The sequence below is a fragment of the Paenibacillus sp. JJ-100 genome, from assembly GCF_948329825.1.
Taxonomy (GTDB): domain Bacteria; phylum Bacillota; class Bacilli; order Paenibacillales; family Paenibacillaceae; genus Paenibacillus.
Genome location: NZ_CAOJCM010000002.1, coordinates 1,051,777 through 1,069,562, shown reverse-complemented (window position 1 = coordinate 1,069,562; position 17,786 = coordinate 1,051,777). Strand labels below are relative to the sequence as shown.

At 43.0% G+C, this 17,786-nt stretch carries 23 protein-coding genes and 1 pseudogene; 19 read left to right on the top strand and 5 right to left on the bottom strand.

Annotated features, from left to right (window positions below; all coding sequences use genetic code 11):
* Nucleotides 1-3: 3 nt before the first annotated feature.
* The 14 genes from PQG66_RS11480 to PQG66_RS11415 all read left to right on the top strand — a co-directional run bounded on the left by PQG66_RS11480 (nucleotide 4) and on the right by PQG66_RS11415 (nucleotide 9,777).
* Entirely contained in the window at nucleotides 4-657 is a 654-nt protein-coding gene (locus PQG66_RS11480) for a hypothetical protein (RefSeq protein WP_272037798.1), read from the top strand.
* Nucleotides 658-668: 11 nt separating this feature from the next.
* Entirely contained in the window at nucleotides 669-1,649 is a 981-nt protein-coding gene (locus PQG66_RS11475) for an XkdQ/YqbQ family protein (RefSeq protein ID WP_272037797.1), read from the top strand.
* Nucleotides 1,649-1,972 carry a hypothetical protein gene (locus PQG66_RS11470; protein ID WP_272037796.1) on the top strand — a complete coding sequence of 108 codons (324 nt, stop codon included), beginning with the start codon at nucleotides 1,649-1,651 and terminating at the stop codon, nucleotides 1,970-1,972. Before PQG66_RS11475 ends, PQG66_RS11470 begins: the two co-directional genes overlap by 1 nt.
* 23 nt (nucleotides 1,973-1,995) lie before the next feature.
* The gene (locus PQG66_RS11465; RefSeq protein WP_272037795.1) at nucleotides 1,996-2,421 is read left to right on the top strand and encodes a DUF2634 domain-containing protein; all 426 of its coding nucleotides are present in this window, start codon (nucleotides 1,996-1,998) and stop codon (nucleotides 2,419-2,421) included.
* Entirely contained in the window at nucleotides 2,418-3,242 is an 825-nt protein-coding gene (locus PQG66_RS11460) for a baseplate J/gp47 family protein (RefSeq protein WP_272037794.1), read from the top strand. Before PQG66_RS11465 ends, PQG66_RS11460 begins: the two co-directional genes overlap by 4 nt.
* A complete protein-coding gene (locus PQG66_RS11455) occupies nucleotides 3,239-3,892 on the top strand; it encodes a hypothetical protein (RefSeq protein WP_272037793.1) in 654 nt (217 codons plus the stop codon). The genes PQG66_RS11460 and PQG66_RS11455 overlap by 4 nt, the downstream gene beginning before the upstream one ends.
* Nucleotides 3,892-4,215, top strand: a complete 324-nt coding sequence (locus tag PQG66_RS11450; RefSeq protein ID WP_272037792.1) for a hypothetical protein — start codon at nucleotides 3,892-3,894, stop codon at nucleotides 4,213-4,215. Before PQG66_RS11455 ends, PQG66_RS11450 begins: the two co-directional genes overlap by 1 nt.
* The gene (locus tag PQG66_RS11445; protein WP_272037791.1) at nucleotides 4,208-6,193 is read left to right on the top strand and encodes a phage tail protein; all 1,986 of its coding nucleotides are present in this window, start codon (nucleotides 4,208-4,210) and stop codon (nucleotides 6,191-6,193) included. The genes PQG66_RS11450 and PQG66_RS11445 overlap by 8 nt, the downstream gene beginning before the upstream one ends.
* Nucleotides 6,194-6,205: 12 nt before the next feature.
* Nucleotides 6,206-6,493: a hypothetical protein gene (locus tag PQG66_RS11440; RefSeq protein WP_272037790.1), complete on the top strand. Its 288-nt coding sequence runs from the start codon at nucleotides 6,206-6,208 to the stop codon at nucleotides 6,491-6,493.
* 47 nt (nucleotides 6,494-6,540) lie between these two features.
* A complete protein-coding gene (locus tag PQG66_RS11435; protein ID WP_272037789.1) occupies nucleotides 6,541-6,672 on the top strand; it encodes a hypothetical protein in 132 nt (43 codons plus the stop codon).
* 87 nt (nucleotides 6,673-6,759) lie between these two features.
* Nucleotides 6,760-7,221 carry a phage holin family protein gene (locus PQG66_RS11430; protein ID WP_272037788.1) on the top strand — a complete coding sequence of 154 codons (462 nt, stop codon included), beginning with the start codon at nucleotides 6,760-6,762 and terminating at the stop codon, nucleotides 7,219-7,221.
* Between the two features lie 12 nt (nucleotides 7,222-7,233).
* Nucleotides 7,234-8,583 (top strand): GH25 family lysozyme, encoded by a 1,350-nt coding sequence (locus tag PQG66_RS11425; RefSeq protein ID WP_272037787.1) that lies wholly within the window; start codon nucleotides 7,234-7,236, stop codon nucleotides 8,581-8,583.
* Between the two features lie 126 nt (nucleotides 8,584-8,709).
* Nucleotides 8,710-9,009 carry a hypothetical protein gene (locus tag PQG66_RS11420; protein WP_272037786.1) on the top strand — a complete coding sequence of 100 codons (300 nt, stop codon included), beginning with the start codon at nucleotides 8,710-8,712 and terminating at the stop codon, nucleotides 9,007-9,009.
* A gap of 222 nt (nucleotides 9,010-9,231) precedes the next feature.
* The gene (locus PQG66_RS11415; RefSeq protein ID WP_272037785.1) at nucleotides 9,232-9,777 is read left to right on the top strand and encodes a hypothetical protein; all 546 of its coding nucleotides are present in this window, start codon (nucleotides 9,232-9,234) and stop codon (nucleotides 9,775-9,777) included.
* Between the two features lie 425 nt (nucleotides 9,778-10,202).
* On the opposite strand, the gene PQG66_RS11410 is transcribed toward PQG66_RS11415, so the two are convergent.
* Nucleotides 10,203-10,337, bottom strand: a complete 135-nt coding sequence (locus PQG66_RS11410) for a hypothetical protein (protein WP_272037784.1) — start codon at nucleotides 10,335-10,337, stop codon at nucleotides 10,203-10,205.
* Between the two features lie 55 nt (nucleotides 10,338-10,392).
* Here PQG66_RS11410 and PQG66_RS11405 point away from each other — a divergent pair, with 55 nt between their 5' ends.
* The 5 genes and pseudogenes from PQG66_RS11405 to PQG66_RS11385 all read left to right on the top strand — a co-directional run.
* On the top strand, nucleotides 10,393-10,671 hold the full coding sequence (locus PQG66_RS11405; RefSeq protein WP_334220769.1) for a helix-turn-helix domain-containing protein: 279 nt from the start codon (nucleotides 10,393-10,395) through the stop codon (nucleotides 10,669-10,671).
* A gap of 95 nt (nucleotides 10,672-10,766) precedes the next feature.
* The gene (locus PQG66_RS11400; RefSeq protein WP_272037782.1) at nucleotides 10,767-10,967 is read left to right on the top strand and encodes a hypothetical protein; all 201 of its coding nucleotides are present in this window, start codon (nucleotides 10,767-10,769) and stop codon (nucleotides 10,965-10,967) included.
* A 2-nt stretch (nucleotides 10,968-10,969) separates the two neighbouring features.
* Nucleotides 10,970-11,263 (top strand): hypothetical protein, encoded by a 294-nt coding sequence (locus PQG66_RS11395; protein WP_272037781.1) that lies wholly within the window; start codon nucleotides 10,970-10,972, stop codon nucleotides 11,261-11,263.
* A gap of 11 nt (nucleotides 11,264-11,274) precedes the next feature.
* Nucleotides 11,275-11,613: a YolD-like family protein gene (locus tag PQG66_RS11390; protein WP_272037780.1), complete on the top strand. Its 339-nt coding sequence runs from the start codon at nucleotides 11,275-11,277 to the stop codon at nucleotides 11,611-11,613.
* Between the two features lie 60 nt (nucleotides 11,614-11,673).
* Nucleotides 11,674-11,949 (top strand): annotated as a pseudogene (locus PQG66_RS11385) (sigma-70 family RNA polymerase sigma factor); the annotation flags it as partial.
* A 146-nt stretch (nucleotides 11,950-12,095) separates the two neighbouring features.
* Here the strand turns inward: PQG66_RS11385 and PQG66_RS11380 are convergent.
* From PQG66_RS11380 to PQG66_RS11365, 4 genes are all read right to left on the bottom strand, one after another.
* Nucleotides 12,096-13,715, bottom strand: coding sequence for an NHL domain-containing protein (locus PQG66_RS11380; RefSeq protein WP_272037779.1), 1,620 nt, complete (start codon nucleotides 13,713-13,715; stop codon nucleotides 12,096-12,098).
* Between the two features lie 44 nt (nucleotides 13,716-13,759).
* Nucleotides 13,760-15,559, bottom strand: a complete 1,800-nt coding sequence (locus PQG66_RS11375) for a FecR family protein (RefSeq protein ID WP_272037778.1) — start codon at nucleotides 15,557-15,559, stop codon at nucleotides 13,760-13,762.
* Nucleotides 15,560-15,588: 29 nt separating this feature from the next.
* Nucleotides 15,589-17,034 (bottom strand): glycosyltransferase, encoded by a 1,446-nt coding sequence (locus PQG66_RS11370; protein WP_272037777.1) that lies wholly within the window; start codon nucleotides 17,032-17,034, stop codon nucleotides 15,589-15,591.
* A gap of 44 nt (nucleotides 17,035-17,078) precedes the next feature.
* Nucleotides 17,079-17,786 (bottom strand): hypothetical protein (locus PQG66_RS11365; protein ID WP_272037776.1); only part of this gene is annotated, 708 nt, incomplete at its 5' end.

The window sequence follows — 17,786 nt, the reverse complement described above, 5'->3', positions numbered from 1 at the left end:
AGCATGTTGGCGATGTCACAGGGAGCTATCCGGTTGACCTTCCCGATTACTCCTGCAGAAGTGCAAATTACAACGGGTAATGATGTGGACTCGTTCACCGTAATTACCGGACAAGAGCGCACAGGGAAACCCACTGCCAAGTTGCAGCGGGTTTCTTTTACGACCATTTTGCCCCGCGAGTGGCGGGAATTATGGGAAACGGATAAGAAACAAACCGTCACGTACAAACGGCCAGAAACGACGTGGCAACTGCTGGAGAAGTGGAAACCCAAGCCGATAGTAATAAATTTTGAAGAATTGTTTTCCCAGACCATGTTAATTGAAAACATGGAGATCGTTTATAAAGATGGCCAAGGCAATATACACATCACTATGAGTCTGGTACAACATAAGCCGGTCAAGATTGTTTCATACAGCAACACAAAGCAACTCCTGAAGCCTGGTGTAATTATAACGAAGTCCTCTAAGAGCCGGCCCAATACAACGGCCAAGTCCAGTAAAAAGGACAAGAAGAAGACGACCAAAAAGAAGAAAAAATCAGAGGATAAGAAAAAAAGCAAAGCCGCTGCCAAGGAAGCTGCAGATAATGCAACAGGTGCATTTGATTACACGGGTCGTAAAAACAAAATTGCTGCAGCCAACAACAAAGTGAAGTAAGGAGGGGGACCATGGATAAATTTGCAGTTATATACGGTAAGCAGGATGCCAGGTCTGCCCTGACTCCTGCTATAACGGACATATCTTGGTCATCGCAACGGGATGAAATCGCGCGCAGTTTGACGGTTCGGCTGCGTGACATTCCAACGGTTAGTGTGGCCGGTATGCTGATGTGCTTTTCCCACCGGATCGGTAAGGCCCTCCTGCATCACAAGAACCAGTTCTTTCATGGTCCGATCATTGACTATGAAAAAGATGAATTTACAGGTGCATGGGAAATTAAAGCTCGCGAAATTGGTTGGTACCTTGCCAAGAACAAAGGGACTCGGCCGTATTTGAAAGGTGAAGCAGGAGCTGAGTTGCAAAAGTACATTCAGACGACTGGCGTTGACTTCCGATGTCCCAAACTCGGTTTTAACATAGACGAGCGCTATGGGACGATGGCGCACTCTGAGATTATCTTGGATGTGTTGCAAAAAGCATATGAGCGTAGCGGCTACCGGTATCATATTGATGTCATTCGTACAGAGAAACATTTTTATCTGCAGGTTGTGAGGGAAGGCACCAATGAGAAGGTGCCTATTTTTGTGCCTGAACAGATGGAAGCTAGCAGTGCAGGGTACAACATCGAAGACACATACACGGTCGTCACCGCGCAGAAGTATAAGGATGACAAGCTATCTGCATCAGTTACGAAAACCGATGCTAGTGCATTGAAGACATTTGGTCGCATGGAAGAGATCATCGAAGTGGAAGAGGAAGAGAATCCAACTACCATTGCAACCCAGCGGCTAAAGGCAATGGCCAAACCTAAGCAGATTAAGAAAATTACAGTTCGTCATGAAGATTTCACACTCGCTGGGCTTCGGGCTGGTTGGCTAGTACTGATCAAGACAACGGTCGTCACTAAATGGATCGTAGAGAGTGCCGACACAAGCTGGAGCAACGGTATATTCACCGTCAAAATGGTGCTGGAACGGAGGGAAGCATAATGATGGGTGATGCAATGCAGTTATTGAAAGAGAAGCTAACGGGCCACATCGATGCGAGGGATACAGAACGTGCAACTCTCCTGAGCTGGCCGAATGCGAAAATTAAAGTTGATGGAGATCCGCACCCTTATGAATCAGGAAGCCTGGTCTTCGCAGATTATCTACAGGAACGTGAAATTGAAGTCACGTTTGATGTGATAGAGCCAGCTCCAACAACTCTGAAAGGGAAGCTGCTTATCCCTAGTCCGTTGGAGGTCGGTGATAGGCTGCTTGTTTCCCGCATGACTGGTCAACGCTATTACGTTTTAGGGAAGGAGCGATAACCTAAGTGGATGAGGAAGAATCAATGTTCCCTGAAATGGATCTCGAAGAGGTAGACGTCACGGATCTGGTGGACAGTATCCCATCCGAGACCAAGTGGACCTACAAAATGGATTACCGTAATCGCAGGGCTGTTCTGGATGAGTATGGGCGTCCTGTTCGAACGAAAAGTTATGAAGAATTCTTGGTTGAGACGGCTATGAAGATCCTCTGCACTGAACGCTTTCAATATGTTGTATATGGTGAGGATATGGGCGTTGAAAGATCAGAGTGGCCGGGATGGGAAGACACGGAAATCATCCGCGACATTGAAGAAGCTCTAGCAGCTCATCCGGAGATCGAGCAAGCGGAAGTGATATCAATGACGCGTGTTGATCGTGGCATGGATCTGACTATCCAGATTACAGGTTTGGTGGGAAGCACTGAATTGAGTGAGGTGATTGATGCGTGAGTTTGACGATTAACGATCTGCCTAAGTTTCCAGCAATACCAGTTTTGGAGGAAACACCTGAAATGATCTATCAACGATGGGTCAATCGTGCTATAGCATTAGCGAATGAACGTGGAGATCCACCCCCACCTATGGGGGAAGGTGAATTCTTTTACGACATGTGGTATCCAATCGCTCAGGAAATTGCTGAGCAGCAAGAATTGTGGGGCTATGGTGTACTGCAGGCTACGCCGATCTGGGCAGATGATGAATTTCTAGACGCGCATGGTTGGGCAGATGGTATGGTTCGTAAAGATGGTGAGTCCAACGATGATTACCGTTTGCGCATCCTGGATCGCGCTTTTGTTGAGGAAGGGAACGGCCGCCGTAAGGACTATGAACTATGGGCCAAAGAGATTCAGGGCGTAGGCGGGGCCGTTGCAGTTGAAAAGGAACGTCATGATAATTCTATTGATTTGTACCTTACTGATATGGATGGCCAGCCGATTACGTCTCAGTTTGCGGAGACAGTTAAAGAATTAATGTGGGAGGATTACCGCATTGCAGGCCACGACTTGGCAGTGCATCCAGCCCCGATTTTCCTTGTCACGGTGAAAGCGACCCTGCAGACATCGGAAGACCTGCAGCAGCTAGGTGAAACGATCCGTCAGCGTGTGATAGCGTACGCCAACGGTCGGAGTAAATTGCTATATAACTACATTGCCGCTCTCTTGCTTGTGCCAGGCGTGGAGAATTATAGTGGTTTCACCTTGAATGATGATGTTCAAGACGTAGACATCCCGCCTGTTTCGCTCCTGCAGGTTGAGGTGATCCTTTCATGATTCCAATTCGGTACCGTGAAGTATTACCGCCATACTGGTACGAAAATGAGGTAGCAGGCTGGCACTTTGGCGTGATGGAGGAAGAGATCGATCTTCGCGGAAAGAAGATGAATGAGCTCGTAGATCAGTTCTTGCTGCAGCGGGCGACCTGGGGACTGGGCCTATGGGAATGGATTTATTTCCGGGAGGATCAGATCGGAACGATTACCCAACGCCGAGAAGCGATTCGCAGGAAGCGTTTGGCCAAGAAGCCATTCAAGCTGCCGATCCTTCGGCAGCTCGGTTCACAATATGGAAAACTCCTGCAGGTGAAAGAAGAGTTTTTGGCCAAAGAGATCCACTTTGAATATGACAGCAGCTTCCCAATTAACATGGCGGGGCTATTTGGCGATTTCGAATACATTCGCCCTGTTCATATCAATCGTGCTGTTCCAGTTCTCCAGGCCCCTGAATCAACTATTACATTAGGGGCTAAAGCCTACGGACACAGTGTTGATTATCCAATTTGTGGTCTGGAAATGCCTGTTGAACTTGGGACAAGCGGAACTTTGGCACAAAGGACAATCACAGTGGGATCAGTAACTTCGGCCACACGTCTCGATAGTCCAATCACAGGATTTGAAATACCCATGCAAGGAGGGACAGCGTAATGGCTGCTGAAGTTATTCAACCATTGTTACTTGATAATGTAGTCAACAGCGTAGATTCATACTTCGACCATGCGTTGGTCAATGTTGGCGGTGAACTCGTCCGTTATCCCATTCACAACACAGTTATTTCCGGAAGAAGTATCCGCAAATATGTGTTTCTCGCTGACACTGAACTAATAGGAAAACAGATCCTTGGAGCATCTCTCATGGACGACCAAGGGCGAACACTAGCCCATCAGGCCCATAATGTGGTTAAGAATAATCTCGGTTTTCTCATTGGTTTTGAATTTAATATCAAACTGGAGGTGAAGACAAGTGTATAACAAGCAAGAATGGAAAGATGAGATCCCTGATCTAACTAGGCCGATCATGGACTCTGGTACAGGCAAGCAAAAGACTGATCCGCAGACTGGCCGTCCTCTTTTTGAGTTAGTCCAAGTAGGCACCCGGATCACATCAACCCGCCTTAACAATATGGAAAGTGGTATCGAAGCAGCTCATACACTGATTGAGCAATTAGCAAAGGAGCTGGGCGGTAATTTTGTTGTACCTGTTGATGGTATTATGGGGCTACTGTGTACCGCTCAAGGGCTTGAAGTCACATGGACAGCAGGGATTGCCTATGTAGGCGGTCGTCGATACCAGGTACCTGCAGGTGAAATGCAACTGAATCCAACCCAGGGACAGTACTTGTATGTGGACATTGATGGCGTGGTGAAAAAGACAACATCACAAGCAACGGCCAAAGCTGGCTTGCCGCTTCTTTATGTTGCTACGGATACGAGCGGAGTTATCTCCACTACAGATCAGCGGGTTAATGTAAGTCTGGAAGAGATTCTGAAACGTTTGGACAATGTTCAGATTCCAAATGCATCCCTAACTACAACTGGCATTACTAAACTAAATAATGCAACAACATCTCTATCAGAAACAGAAGCAGCTACACCAAAGGCGGTCAATGACGCAAGAAAAGCGGCAATGGACGCAAGCGTTCCACGTACAGGTGGCGTCAACATGACAGGTAGGATGATTATTGGGAATTGGGGAACCTTTTCATCCAATTCGAACGGTTCTGTGCTTTACGGTAACAACTGTTTCCTGCACCCTACAGACGGGACGATGCGTTTCGAAAACTCTCACTCAAATATGGGCGCACGTGGAATTTATATGACGTTTACTAACAACGAAAAAAATAAGATATATGTATTCGACACCGGGCAAATTCCCACAGTGTCTAATGGAGTGTTCAACCCTGTATTTCATAGAGTCTTAAGCACAGATGATATCATTTTCCCTTTTGAAAACCCCACATCAAACCTGATTTCAAATTCCTCTGGATTATTAGGACTGGATGGATGGACTAACAACGGCGGCGTACCTTTTGCAACTTCTGTTAATGGAGATGTAACTTCATTTTTCTTTGCTCAGAACGTTGCAAGAAATCAATATGCAGTATTGGACAGCAATGTAATTCAAACAACTCCGGGGGCAAAGTATCATTTACAATCTCTTTTTCATACCTCTGGAAGCTATACTGATACTGGCGTGTTAATCGAAGTCAAGGATTACGACTCAGGTAATACGTTGTTCAACTTATCTGCAAATACCCAAAGCTGGTGGCATCGCAAGAGGATATTATTTACCATACCTACTGGGACAACAAGATTCTTTTTGAGGCTTGTTGTTACAAATGCGCCTCCTGTAGAAGTTATGGCGTTTAGCCGGATACAACTCAATGCCGCTAATAATGGCGAAAAAGATGTGCCGTTTGCTTATACCGGAGAAATGGCAATGATTGGGCAACAATTGAAAGATTTAAAGCAATCTGGCGTTAGTGCAAAGCAGTTACTGGTGGATGCCATTAACGCCAACGGAGGAAGTGCATCCACATCTGATACGTGGGCGGTGCTTGCCCAAAAGGTACAAACTGTATCAAGTATTAAACCTGGCGACTACCTATTGTACAGAGACCCTAATTCGATAGGTGGTACGAGCAGTACAACTTGGAGAAAAGTAAAAAGTTATACACCTAACATTGGAGGGACATACAGAATCGACTACACTATTGCTGTAGATTACAGCATCGCAGGCGCGGGTGGATATGCCAGGTTATATGTAAATGATGTCCCCGTAGGTGTAGAAAGGCATATTCCCGACAACGGAACACGAGCGTTTTCTGACGATATAACACTAAAAACAGGTGACGTGTTACAGCTTTATATGAGGTCAACAACCAGTCAAAATAATGTTTATGCAACTGGTCTAGCTTTTAAAATCGCATTTGGGATGACAGTATACTAGGGGGGGATTTCAATGGAATGGCGTTATCAATACGAATCAGATGCCGAAAGAGATGAATTAATTAAAGAGTACAAGTCTATGCATCTAATTCGTGAAGAAAATATATCGGAAGGCAATTTTTTGATCTTTGCTGAAGAACCCTTACGAGAGCCGGCTATATACGTATCGGTGCCACAAGAAGAGTTTGAATCTCTGAAGCAAGAAAGCACACTCCTGAAAGCTCAAAGCAGTGCATTGTCTGAACGTGCAGATTTTGTAGAGGATGTCATCGCTGAAATGGCGACTCAGCTTTACAAATGATCCGGCGATTCATAACTTGGCTGCTCCTGAAGGGAGGTGACGAAAGCATGATGGCAATGTTCTTTGCTCAACGCGTGATACTGAACAAAACAGAATTCAAAGCAGTGCCTGCATCATTGCAGGAAGGTGTTAAAGAAATTCTGATCGAGAGCGGTCTGGAATTCCTGATCGTTGAATAACAAGCGTACCCAAGGGTGCGCTATTTTTACGCCCTCTGGAGTGGTCAGGGGGCTTTTCCTATTATATGAGAGAGATGAGGAAGCGGGATGAACGAGGGGTTAGCTAATGTCATTAAAATGGTATCAGCAGCCGTGGGGGCTGGCACTGGGTACCTGTTTGGAGGATGGAACATGTTAATACATTTACTTTTGATCTTGGTGATAGTGGATTGGTTGACTGGATGGGCTGCCGCATGGATCAAGCATGAGCTGCGTAGTCGTGTTGGCTTTGAAGGGATTGCAAGAAAAGCTGCAATTTTCTTAATCGTCACTATTGCCCATTATATTGATCTGGCATGGGGTGACACTGGGTACATTCAAGACGCGGTAGTCTTTTTCTATATTGCCAACGAGCTATTATCCGTCATTGAAAACGCTGGACGTATGGGACTCCCTATGCCGGACGCATTACGTAATGCCGTCAAGATTTTCGAGTCTAAGAGTTCGGTTCCTCCTAATCCGAACCTACCAGACGATCAAGATCCAACGAATAAAAAGCCTGCAGTTTAAGGAGCGATACACATGCAAGCACGTAAGGATAGCAACGTTCAAGGGATCGATGTCTCCAGGTACCAGGGCAAAATTGATTGGCAGCAGGTTAAGGCGGATAAACGTGAATTTGTGTTCATCAAAGCAACCGAGGGGCAGACGTACACTGATCCGAATTTTGTGACCAATGTGAAAGGGGCGCTGTTGGCTGGGTTGCTGGTGGGTACATACCATTTCCTGCGAGCTACCTCTGCCGATGTAGCAAAAGCTGAAGCTGCTCACTATGCCAAATCACTCGAGGCAATTGGCGGAGCAAAAGCCCTGCAGCTACCGCCGGTAATGGATTATGAGAACAACCCTGCAGGGATCAGCAAAGCACAGATTAATGTTGTGGCCAGAACGTTTTTGTTGGAGCTAGAACGGCTGACGGGTATCAAACCGATCATTTACACGGGTAATTCGTTTGCTGGAAACTTCGATGCATCCCTTGGCTCATATGACTTGTGGATTGCGCGTTATAGCGATACCCGTGTGCCTGACGATCAGCCAGCATGGAAGTTCTGGGACGTTTGGCAATACAGCGAATCGGGTAGGGTGCCAGGCATCGTGGGCAATGTGGATCTGAATGAGTTCAATGGATCGTTGGCGGATCTCAAGAAACGATATGGGAGGGAACAAGACGTGAGTAATCCATTTAACGGGTACCGCATTACCAGTCCATTCGGCATGCGTAAGCATCCAGTTAGTGGCGTTAATAAGTTTCACAGGGGCATCGACCTGGTTGTATCTCCTGCAGATGGACCCATTTATGCGTTTATTGCCGGTGAGGTTATGCACGCTAAAATGGGTGTGTCCGGATCCGGCTTCGGAAATTATGGAATCACGGTTGCAATTCGAGATGACAAGGGATATCTGCACGTCTATGCTCACTTGTCAGCGGCTGCCGTTAAGGTTGGTCAACAGGTAAAACGTGGTCAGTTGATCGGCAAGCAAGGCAGTACAGGCATTAGCAGCGGGGCACATTTGCATTATGAGGTGCGCAAAGCCTGCACCCCGCAGTACGGATACACAGCCACGGAGTCGGGAGTCGTTGAACCTACGCAATATCTAATTAACTACTATGGGCAGACGCCCGTTAAGGAGGACAAGCCATTGTCACAAAGGGATATTAACGTCGTGAGTCCATGGGCAGAAGCGACATGGGCAGAAGTAACGGCCAATGGATACTATGATGGCACACGTCCAGGAGCGATGATTACACGAGAGGAATCTGGGATCGTGATGAATAGGCTCAGGAAAAATATCCTGAAGCTGATCGCAGGGATTAACGGAAACGTGGCTGACATGGATGAGCGACTGAAGAAGATTGAAGCAGAAGGATAATTATGATAATATAGTTGCAAATCCGATGGCATCGGTAAAAAGGGCACTGTTGGCATAATGCTGGCAGTGCTTTTTTTTGTTGATATGCTTATGATAATATTGACCACAATAAGGGAGGAAACTATTATGGCTGGTTTTACAAAATTTGAGCCGATTAATGTGAAAACTAAATTTATTAAAGTAGATTTGGAGACTAGTGAAGTCAAAGCAGAAGTCATACATCAAGGTAAACTGATAGTATATATCTCTCTAAACATTGAAAAAGACGAATTAATTCAATTGGGTACGTTTGAACCAATTTCTCACTTAGAGGAATATGGGATTGACGCTCTAACTATTATTGACACTATAAAGGATCAAGCTAAGTACTTTGTTGATAACAAAATTTCAGATGTGCAAAAGTATTTTGACACAGGGCATATTTAATTAAAAAGCTGTTTCACATGTGCGAATTTTTGAAACAGCTTTTTTAAGGCACGTTAAATGGAATTGAATATGTAAATATGTAATATAGGTACATATACCTGTATATAATTGTAAAAATAGATCTTTTTTCTAGTTACGATTCGACATGTTTCTAGCATCTTGAGTGTTATATTGTTATTAAATAGCTGGCCAGCTGTTTAATTATCAAAATAAGGGAGAAACATGATGAAAAAAATTCTATCTTTTGCATCAGCATTTTTGTTGATCTTCAGTATTTTGTTTGCTTCAGGGATATCAGCTGAAGCAGTGCAACAACAAGATTTGCCTACTGAAGAAATTAAACCAGGCAATACAACTTTCACACCACAAGATGAAATAATAAACCCCAATAAACAAAGTCAATTTGCTTCAAATGGTGAAATAGGAACTTTTGGAACAGGTTTAGGAATAATTGAATGTGAGACTAATGCTGTTGGAGGTGCGGTGTGTAACTGGGGTATCAGTGTGGTGGGTGATAAAATTAATTATTCCAATGTTGCTGTGAAGTTTGAAAAATGGAATAGTAAAATTTTTAAATGGGAGTCAATAAGTACTCAAAATTTTAAATATGGAGTTACTCCACCTAAAAACTTTATACAGGATCAGGCCGCTATCGGAATGGTCACCCCAGGTTTTTATAGAGCCACACTCGGTGGGACATTTACTTGTGTGGAAAAGGGAGTCTACGGGGCAAGCGCCGATCATGCAGCAACATTTACTATTGAATAAAAGACTGATAGACACTGCTGATATAATGTCGGCAGTGTCTTTTTTGTTTACATATATAGTTTTATCACACAACGTGTTCGACTCTTATTTGACTGCAGATCAGCGACAACCTTGCGTCCTAGCAATCGTTTAACTATTCGGACTACTTGAAGATATTTGTCTGTACCGGTCACATAAATGTATGAGATGTCCCCAACGCTGTTGTACCTCCATGGTAATTTCAAGCCCCAATCCAACCCTTCGTTATTTTCTGAAATTTCTGATCGACAGTATTAAAGCAATGACTGAGGTGACTAGCCCACCTAAAGCAATGGTCCATATAACGATGTTCATCCTAAGCCCTCCTAGTGGAAATTTAATTGTCGTTTATGATAAGATTGGGGTGAGCAGGCGCTTTATTAGCCGCCTACTCTTTCTGGAATCCCTTAACGCTTGCGCCGTTTACGCTTGTTTCGGGTTCCTTTTTTCTTGCTCTCTTTCAGCGCTTTTACCAATCCGATAATGGCCGTTATCAGGTTAGTGAGTGCTGTTAGGAGCAAGACCCAATCCAATGTTTTCATTGCTGTTGTTCACCTCCTTATATATATATATATATAACACAACGAAATTCGTTGAATGTCAACGATAATCGTTGAATTCTTTTATATAAATGTGTATGATGTATTTGAGGTGATAACAATGATTAGATTGAAGTTAAACGAACTTATGGAAGAGCGGGGTCTTAATCCTCGACAAATCAGCAACATGACAGGGATTAGATGGAATACTGTTTCGGATATGGCAGAGAACAAATCTAAAGCCTGGTCGCCAGAAAACTTGAATAAAATTATGATGGCATTGGAACTTACAGACTTATCGCAATTGATTGAATACGAAAAGGAGCAGCAGGGTTAATCCCGTTGTTCCTTTTTTTAGTTGTTGAACAACGAACGTATATTCGCATATAATAACAAAAAGCAAACAAATGTTCTGTTTATGGAGGGATGAACATGCCAGTAAAATACTTGGGTTGGTTAGTGGAAATCATTTATCAGGATCAGTCGGGAAAGATTACGAAGCGTCGCATTCAGATCAAAAGCATTCGATCCGGAATGATCAAGGCTGATGACTTGTTATCTGGCCAGCCGCGTACATTTAAAGAGTCAGGCTTGCTGGCATGGCATCCTATTAAAACAGGGGAAGGGGCATAAGTATGTTGACTGATTACCAGCGCAAAGTACTTCGGATTTTGTATAACTATAAGAGCGGCCGCAGACGTTTCCCTACGATTCATGAACTGACCATCAAGACAGGCAAACATAAAGCAGATGTTCTGGTCGCACTGGATATCCTTGTGTCTGCGAATTACATACATTGGGAGAACAAGTCAGACACGGCCAACATCGTGATTCTGGAGGGCTGGGAGCGAGAATCTGAGAAGCCTCAGCTTTCTAAAGCCCCAAAGACGATTAAGCCGAATAACACGGATTATTGGACACAATATTAGGGGGTATTACTTTGGCAAGTAAATTAACGGACAATGGAGTTTTCGAGGGCTCTCGCTTTATCCTTCCTGAACACCGGGACGCACACTTAAATGAAATGAGAGAACAAGAGAGAAGAGGAAAGCCGGTACTGGACGAACAGGAAATGCAGCTTATCGAGGAAGCGATCTTCGAATCGTATCAGGAACGCCACTCCGTTACGCTTACGGTATTCAATCCTTTTGACGATGAAGAGATAAAAGGAGTCGTAGCATCGATCGACAGACAGAGCAGGATAATCAAACTTGTTCGTGGCGAAGAGGACTACAGCTTAATTAAAATAGAAGAAATTATCAATGCGAGCATACAATAATACCGAGAATGCGGAATGAACATTCGATAATTACATTATGTCTATAATGAACATGTTATTGAAATTACATTAATTGATATCCTCGGCACGGAAGCCGATGATGTAGTTGACCGTGTGCAGCTCAAAATTGAAAAAAGCAAAATTTATCGCAACCTCGACATTTTGGATGATCGGGAGAAAGAAGTCGTTATTGGTCGCTTTGGCCTTGAAGCTGGTGGAGAAGAGCGCACCCAGCGCGAGATTGCTAAGGAGCTTGGCATTTCACGCAGTTATGTCTCGCGGATTGAGAAGCGGGCGTTGATGAAATTGTATCATGAGTTTTATAAGCAGAAATAGTAAGGAAACAAACTGAGGAAAAGTATATGATGAAATAAATAAAGGACTACACAGAGATCAACGAAGCTAATTCTTGACTTCTGCGTAGTCCTTATTCGATATTTTTTACAATTTAATTGATGGAATACGTGCGAATGAAAAATTCCCTAAAATCCATCATTTATACTGTTCCGTAGTATGGCAGTACGAATGGTTGGGATCCACTGAACATCTATCCCAAGTTCTTCTGCTATAAAACGCAGGGAGACATAGGTTCTATTTTTTTTTACATAGGGCACTGTGTCTATTTCTTTAGTTGTTTCTGTTCCATTTACCTCTTTAAATTTGATGTTTTTAGAACCAAGAAATAGTTGTATGAAGCGGTTATCTTTCTCTAGATTAATAGTATTACCGTCCGAAGAAAATGTTATCTCAAAATCAAGAGCTTCAGCAATTTGCCGAACAGGTACCATAACTCTTCCTGTATTCATCTCTGGAGAAGTGTCGAATTTAAGCTGTTTATTTTCAAGAACAACTTTAATCACAGATTTATTACCAATAATGTTCGCAGGCAGTGCATAGGGATCGATTTTTCTGATAACGTTATTTCCCATATCTGCCACATAGATGGTTCCATCTGATGTGATGGCTACATCCTGAGGTGCGTTGAATAGAGCTAGCTTCTCCAAACCATTCTGGGTGCCTGCTTCTCCTGTTTGGCTACCAGCGACTGTAGTTACAATTCCGTTTTTTAGATACCTTATAACATTATTTAAAGAATCAGCAATTAGAAGACCACCTGATTTATCTAGAGTAATACCTCTAGGGAAATGAAAGGTTGCAGATTGAGAAGCCCCATCCTTATAATTTCCCGGTGCATATAACGCATTTTTGCTATAAATTGAAATACCATCCATTTTAGATTCACCAGCTACAGTGATGACCTGATTAGTGGAAAAATCAATGTAACGAATTCGTTGATTTCCAGAGTCACTGACATATAAATTCTCTCTGTTATCAAGTGCAAGGCCAGTTGGTTCATTAAATAACGCCTGATGGATAGGACCATCCTTATAATCACCGGCTGGCAAAACGAAACCAGGGTGATCCTCAACAACACGATCCGATGCAGCAGTTATAGTAGAAGTTGTTCCATCTGGCATAATCTTACGAATAACATGGTTTAATGTATCCGCTACGTAGACAATGCCGTCCTTCGTCACAGCAATACCCTGTGGGTGGTGAAATAAGGCAGTTGCACCCTTTCCATCAGTATTACCAATGCGCCCACTTCCGGCAATAGTGACAATATCACCATTTGAAGACACTTTACGGATAGCATTGTTACCACTATCGGCGACATAGAGGTATTTGTCTGTACTATAAGCCAGGGCGGAAGGAGACTGGAACAAGCCAGTTCCTTTATTCCCGTCAAGAAGTGCACCCAAGGGCTGTCCTCCCGAATCTCTATAGAGAGTAGATGAAGGACCGGCATACGTGCTTATGTTATCAGAGCTAAAGGTACTAATTTTGTGATTGCCAGTATCTGAAATAAACAATTCATCTTTTGCGCCAACCGCCAAACCTGTTGGTTGCCTGAAAGAAGAAGTAGAAGCAACTCCCTCCTGTTCGCCATAGATCGCGTTACCAGCGATTCTTGAGATTGTAGCGATAATACTCCCTTTATCATTATATAGCGGAGTGACATCCGCAGCAGAAGCTACGTTCGTACTAAATCCAATGATTGCAGCACTGAAAGTGAGAGCTAGTTTTTGTAATAGTGGCATAGAAACTCCTTGTAAACAGTATTTGAGAACATTGTATTAGTCATTTATTTAGTGAAAGTAAAAGCTGCTGGCAATCCAGCATTTGGTTCGTTTAACTCCAAAATGGTTCTACCAGTACTATCAACGATCTTAACATAGAACAGTTTGAACGTTCCGTCCCCAATCACAGAGAAAGGAATCGTAGCCAAAATCCCGTCAGAAATTGCAGTGTTTGATGCAGAACCGAATTGAGTTGCAGCGTAGATTGTTTCCTTTTTCGTTAATCCAGAGTTATCCATAGTTCCAAGATAAGTTTTTACGATATCCACACTGTTGGCAGGAACGAAGAATGAGTTGTTTAGAAATCGATTTTCTGGGCCAATGACTTCAATGGCGTTATCACTGATAAAGTGAAACTCGGTACCGTAGATAGCATTGGAACCTGTAAAATTCTTTAAATGAATAGCCAGATTGAAACCTTGTGCTGTTTTGATCTGCTCTAGAGTAATTTCGGGAGTACTTGGAGTATTAGGAGTACTTGGAATACTAGGCAAATTAGATTCTGTAACTACTTGTTCGGTAGAAGAACCTGGGTTATTGATTCTAAGTAGTTGTTTGTTTTTTTTGAATTTTGTAAGTTCCTCAGGTGATAATTGAGTGGTGTATAACATTTCAGCATGACTCTGAAGCTGTTCAAGAATAGAATTATTAGCAATATCAAGGATTCGTTTGTTATCTAGAATTTGTTGCAAGGATAGACTCAATCTAGCTTTGAAATCCGACTGAAGGAGAAGTTGCTTCTTCTCGGCATTCTTTTGAAATGTTTCTAGACGAGATTGTTCTTTCTCCCTATTATGGGCATTGGCTGGGTCAAGTCCTCCCAATGGATGAAGGGATTCAATATTTTGTGTACGGATTTTATGATCTGGATCGTTTATTTGTTGGTTGGTAGTAGTAAGAAATGCATTCATTTCATTAAGATTTATCTTATCTTGCTGAACGGATTCAAACGCGATATTCGACATTAATCTGTTGAGATTTTCTAAGTAAGTAACAAGATTTTCTTGGGTTTTAATACTTAAGTCAGATTGTATTCCATCTCGTTGGAGCAAGGGTTGAATTTTTTTACCCAAAGAATCCTTCAGCTGTATTTCAAGCTTTTTATTCTCTGCAATAATGGCAGGAGAACTGGTAATCATCGCTTTTAAAATGAAAGGATCCACTTGTGCCACTAATTCAGCTACATCCACAACAGTTAGAGCATTCTTCATATTGTCAGGAAGAGCGGCAGGATTTACGTGTATCTGCTGTGTTGGTGCTACTAAAAAGGGTACACTGGAAGAAGTGCGATCAGTTGAAGATACAGCCACAAATCCAGAAGCAACGAACATCGATAACGTGCCATCTGATTGAACCATAACGTTAAAGTTAGTGCCTTGAACATGTAATTTGGAACCTGGGGTTTCGACGAAATCTTCATCAGCGTCCCTTAAGCTTGATACGGAGCTCCACATTGATCCTGCCCACAATTTGATAGAGAATCTATTTCCTGAAGCGCTTTGCTTTAAGTTAGAAATTACAACATTAGAATTTTTTCCTATATATCTTACCGACTCGGGGTGACTGACTTTAATGGTTACCGAACCATTATCTCCAGTAATTATTCGATCACCTTGATAGAGCTTCATGTTGGCAAAAGCAGAAAATGATTTGATTCCCCCTGCTCGAGTAACGCTTACTTCACCTTGAATTGCTGTAAGATATGCACCGCTATTCTCTGGTGTAGATGCCGACACGCTATAGGAACTTGTTATCATAGCCAAAAAGGCAAGGAAGAGCGTTAAAGTATAAATCTTCTTAACCAAAGTAACATCCTTCTTTCCGTGTTGAGCGTTTAAGCTCTGTTTTTTAATAACTGCTGTACTTGCTGTTCGATGAATTTTAATTTTGAATCTATAATGTCCAAACTTGGGATCTCAGCTTGTAATGTTTGTAGTATGGATACCGCTTCGGAAAAATGACCATTGAGAACAAGAATATCTGAGCGCAGCAACTCGGCTCTCCACAAATGAATGCTCTGATCTGGAGAAACAGTACCACGATAAGTATGAAAACCGTTTGCAGCTTCATTCACATGTTTGTAGGCACCTTCTAGTAATTTTTGAGCCTTAGATACAGCCATACTTGCCAATAAGAAATGAGCATCAGGATAATCAGGGTGGAGTGCAAGAGCTTTAGAATAACAATTTTCAGCTAACTCAAGTTTGTTTTGAGAACGATAGATTTTTCCCATCAGCATATGAATCTCTGCGATTCGTCCGAAATAACGATTAGACTCTCCCAATTCGATAGCCTTAGCAAAGTAAGACAAGGAGCTCTGCTTGTCTTCAGTGTTCAGTGTTTCACGCCCAAGAAAGTACCACCATCCTGGATTCGTCGGATCTTCCTTCGTCATCATTTTTAAAAGGTTGATATTACGGTTTATTTTATTTTTATTGGCTGTAATTTCAGGTTTATAACCATCGTGATGCAGACGAATGCCGATAGGCTTATGCAGAACATTGGAAGTGAAGATCCCTTCTGTTTCTGTCGCAATCTGCTCATGAATCCTTCCACTATAATAAATTCCTTTGTTTGTCTGAAAGAGGCGAGGAACGGAATATTCCGTGACATGACCGTCTTTTACATAGTTAATTAAGCAAGGCTGCAGCGCGGGAATATAAGTATTCATGCTGCTGTAAATTCCCGCCGCAAGCCGAATAAGTCCTCTATCATCCTCGTGAAGCCACTCATCTGCATCCAGCCAGAACACCCAATCTGATGTGACATGTCGCAATGCTTCATTGCGTAGTTCTGCGAAACTGTCATTCCATTTCAACAGATGAACCTGGACTTGAGGGTATTTTTGTAGAATTGTCAATGTTAGGTCTGTCGAGCCTGAATCTATAACGATGATTTCATCAACAGCATCTATAATGCTTTCAATGCATCTTTCAATGCTCCGCTCTTCATCTTTAATAATGAGAGCTGCAGAGACAGTAACCTTTGGAACGGACAGGAGATTTTCTATGTCTTCACTTACGATTTCATCGCGTGGATATTTTTGCAACTCGCTCTGCATAAATTGCATCCATTTCCCTTTAGGATCAAGAAACAATGCGCGATCGAATAGGAGTTGAGCTGTTTTTCCTTTACCTTGATTCATTAAGGCTTCACCAAATAAGAGCCAACCTTGACCATCTATAGGGAACTCCTGTACATGTTTTTTAGCAGCTAACTCAGCTGAGTGGTATGAATGATTTAATAATAAGTCGGTAATGTGCTTATGCCTGGGATCCATGACTTCTCCTTTCGTGTAAAAGCTTTTTGATTATTTTCTGTTGATTAAAAACGGATAATATTAGTGGCTGAAAAACCATACCCATCCCTGGCCTTAATGTTTAAACTAAATGGAGATGTGATAATACCTGAGATAGATAGAATATTTCCATTAATTGAAGCAATAATTGCGCCACTACTAGACATAGCGTCAATGGTATAAGAAAGTGGATCGTTGTCTCGATCTGTGAAATAAGTATTTAGGTCAACCTGAGTGAGTGTACCGCTGGACTGAATCAGGCCATGCGATACAGGTTCAGGTACGAAATTCAGCGTGCTGGTTAGATCCGTGTACAGTCCTTGTGAATCTGTGGCCCGCAGAGTGAAGGACGCCGGGATCGTTGGCGATCCGCCGAGGTACAAATCATGTCCCCATAGACCGACAGTCAGCCCGCTGAGGGGATCCGGCTCTTGCACCAAAGTAAAGGAGAGCGCATCTCCATTGGGATCGTGGAATAAGTAAGACACATCCAAAACGGGTGGGTCAAATTTGTTTCTATTGGGATCGAACGAAATCAAGGGCGAGCTTACAATCAGTGGTGCCAAGTTCTCGCCCTGAATTTGAACTACATTATAAGCATACCGTCCGTTAGGATCGGTTGCGGAGACCCAAAGTTCGATGGGCTGACTAATCGACCCGCTATACGACCCGCTATACGTTAATATGTTGTCATTGATGTAAGCATGACCGGTGGCGTAGCTGATACCTTCCAA

What these genes read in the sequence shown, in the direction of transcription:
- PQG66_RS11480 (WP_272037798.1), top strand. Translation starts at nt 4, where the DNA reads ATGTTGGCGATGTCACAGGGAGCTATCCGGTTGACCTTCCCGATTACT.
- PQG66_RS11475 (WP_272037797.1), top strand. Translation starts at nt 669, where the DNA reads ATGGATAAATTTGCAGTTATATACGGTAAGCAGGATGCCAGGTCTGCC.
- PQG66_RS11470 (WP_272037796.1), top strand. Translation starts at nt 1,649, where the DNA reads ATGATGGGTGATGCAATGCAGTTATTGAAAGAGAAGCTAACGGGCCAC.
- PQG66_RS11465 (WP_272037795.1), top strand. Translation starts at nt 1,996, where the DNA reads ATGTTCCCTGAAATGGATCTCGAAGAGGTAGACGTCACGGATCTGGTG.
- PQG66_RS11455 (WP_272037793.1), top strand. Translation starts at nt 3,239, where the DNA reads ATGATTCCAATTCGGTACCGTGAAGTATTACCGCCATACTGGTACGAA.
- PQG66_RS11450 (WP_272037792.1), top strand. Translation starts at nt 3,892, where the DNA reads ATGGCTGCTGAAGTTATTCAACCATTGTTACTTGATAATGTAGTCAAC.
- PQG66_RS11440 (WP_272037790.1), top strand. Translation starts at nt 6,206, where the DNA reads ATGGAATGGCGTTATCAATACGAATCAGATGCCGAAAGAGATGAATTA.
- PQG66_RS11435 (WP_272037789.1), top strand. Translation starts at nt 6,541, where the DNA reads ATGATGGCAATGTTCTTTGCTCAACGCGTGATACTGAACAAAACAGAA.
- PQG66_RS11430 (WP_272037788.1), top strand. Translation starts at nt 6,760, where the DNA reads ATGAACGAGGGGTTAGCTAATGTCATTAAAATGGTATCAGCAGCCGTG.
- PQG66_RS11425 (WP_272037787.1), top strand. Translation starts at nt 7,234, where the DNA reads ATGCAAGCACGTAAGGATAGCAACGTTCAAGGGATCGATGTCTCCAGG.
- PQG66_RS11420 (WP_272037786.1), top strand. Translation starts at nt 8,710, where the DNA reads ATGGCTGGTTTTACAAAATTTGAGCCGATTAATGTGAAAACTAAATTT.
- PQG66_RS11415 (WP_272037785.1), top strand. Translation starts at nt 9,232, where the DNA reads ATGATGAAAAAAATTCTATCTTTTGCATCAGCATTTTTGTTGATCTTC.
- PQG66_RS11410 (WP_272037784.1), bottom strand. Translation starts at nt 10,337, where the DNA reads ATGAAAACATTGGATTGGGTCTTGCTCCTAACAGCACTCACTAACCTG.
- PQG66_RS11405 (WP_334220769.1), top strand. Translation starts at nt 10,393, where the DNA reads ATGTCAACGATAATCGTTGAATTCTTTTATATAAATGTGTATGATGTA.
- PQG66_RS11400 (WP_272037782.1), top strand. Translation starts at nt 10,767, where the DNA reads ATGCCAGTAAAATACTTGGGTTGGTTAGTGGAAATCATTTATCAGGAT.
- PQG66_RS11395 (WP_272037781.1), top strand. Translation starts at nt 10,970, where the DNA reads ATGTTGACTGATTACCAGCGCAAAGTACTTCGGATTTTGTATAACTAT.
- PQG66_RS11380 (WP_272037779.1), bottom strand. Translation starts at nt 13,715, where the DNA reads ATGCCACTATTACAAAAACTAGCTCTCACTTTCAGTGCTGCAATCATT.
- PQG66_RS11370 (WP_272037777.1), bottom strand. Translation starts at nt 17,034, where the DNA reads ATGGATCCCAGGCATAAGCACATTACCGACTTATTATTAAATCATTCA.